The organism is Streptomyces sp. NPDC093149 (genome assembly GCF_044754145.1).
Taxonomy (GTDB): domain Bacteria; phylum Actinomycetota; class Actinomycetes; order Streptomycetales; family Streptomycetaceae; genus Streptomyces.
Genome location: NZ_JBIVON010000080.1, coordinates 1 through 1159, shown reverse-complemented (window position 1 = coordinate 1159; position 1159 = coordinate 1). Strand labels below are relative to the sequence as shown.

At 66.1% G+C, this 1159-nt stretch carries 2 protein-coding genes; one reads left to right on the top strand and one right to left on the bottom strand.

What is annotated here, in order from left to right; translation table 11 throughout:
* The coding region (locus ACIQCZ_RS42600; protein ID WP_402291601.1) for a transposase at positions 1–260 on the bottom strand (260 nt) is incomplete at its 3' end.
* 163 nt (positions 261–423) lie between these two features.
* On the opposite strand from ACIQCZ_RS42600, the gene ACIQCZ_RS42595 reads away from it, so the two are divergent.
* The coding region (locus ACIQCZ_RS42595) for an IS5 family transposase (RefSeq protein WP_402291603.1) at positions 424–1159 on the top strand (736 nt) is incomplete at its 3' end.

Sequence of the window (1159 nt, the reverse complement as noted above, 5' to 3'; positions counted from 1 at the left end):
GTCATCTTCCTGGCGATCTTCCGCAGCACCGGAACGTGGTCCCACGGCGACTGGCTGACAAACTGCTGCAGAGCCTGCATGTTGCCGTCCGGCAGGCGCCCGGCCATCGGCTGGACAGACTTGCGCCGTCCGTCCAGCATCAGCCCGCGCAGATAGCAATCTCCTTGACGGCGCTGGTCCTTGCGCGCCAGGGACGCGAAGACCTCAGCCACGAAATCACCGAGGTCCCCGCGGAGCTTTTCCACCTCACCAAGATCCACGAGCCGCAGCATGCACCGCCACGACCACCAAGATCAAATCAACCTAACGAAGTACTATTAGAACCTACGCGGATAGGCGGGTTGGGGGTCCCTGGTCGCGAGAACCGGCACTGGTCTCGATGATCATGGAGTGGTGATGTTCCGTGATCGCTGTGGGGGATTTGTGCCTGTTTTGCCGTCGTGGCTGAGTGAGCCGTTGTGGGAGCAATTCGCGGCGTTGCTGCCGAAGCGGCCGGCCTTCGATCCGGGGCATCCGCTGGGCTGTCACCGGCGCCGTGTCGGTGACCGGGTCGTCTTCGACAAGCCGCTGCAACTCCTGCGGTTCGGCTGCTCCTACCAGGCGATAGCGGATGCGACCTGTTCGGCCACGACGATCCGGGCCCGCCGGGATGAGTGGATCCGGTTGGGTGCGTTCGCCCGGCTGAAACAGCTTGCGCTGGAGGCGTACGACCGGATGGTCGGGCTGGTTCTGGACGAGATCACCGTCGACGGATGCATCACCAAGGCGCCCGGGGGTGGCGAGGTCGCAGGGCGCTCGCCGGTCGACCGGGGCAAGCAGGGGCTGAAACGCTCCGGCCTGGTGGACGGATACGGCATCCCCCTCGGCCGCATCCTGGCCGGGGCCAACCACCACGACTCACCCCTGCTCGCCCCGACCTTGGACCTGCTGACCGCCCTCGGGCCGCTGCCAGAGGAGGTCACCGTGCACCTTGACGCTGGCTACGACAGTGCTGGCACCCGCATCCTGCTCGCCCAGCGACTTTTGCACGGACAGATCGCCCGCAAGGGCCAGAAAGCACCGATCCAGGCCACCCGACGGTGGCACATCGAACGTACCCACGCCTGGCAGAACGCCTTCCAGCGCCTCGCCCGTTGCACTGAGCGCCGCGCCACGGTCA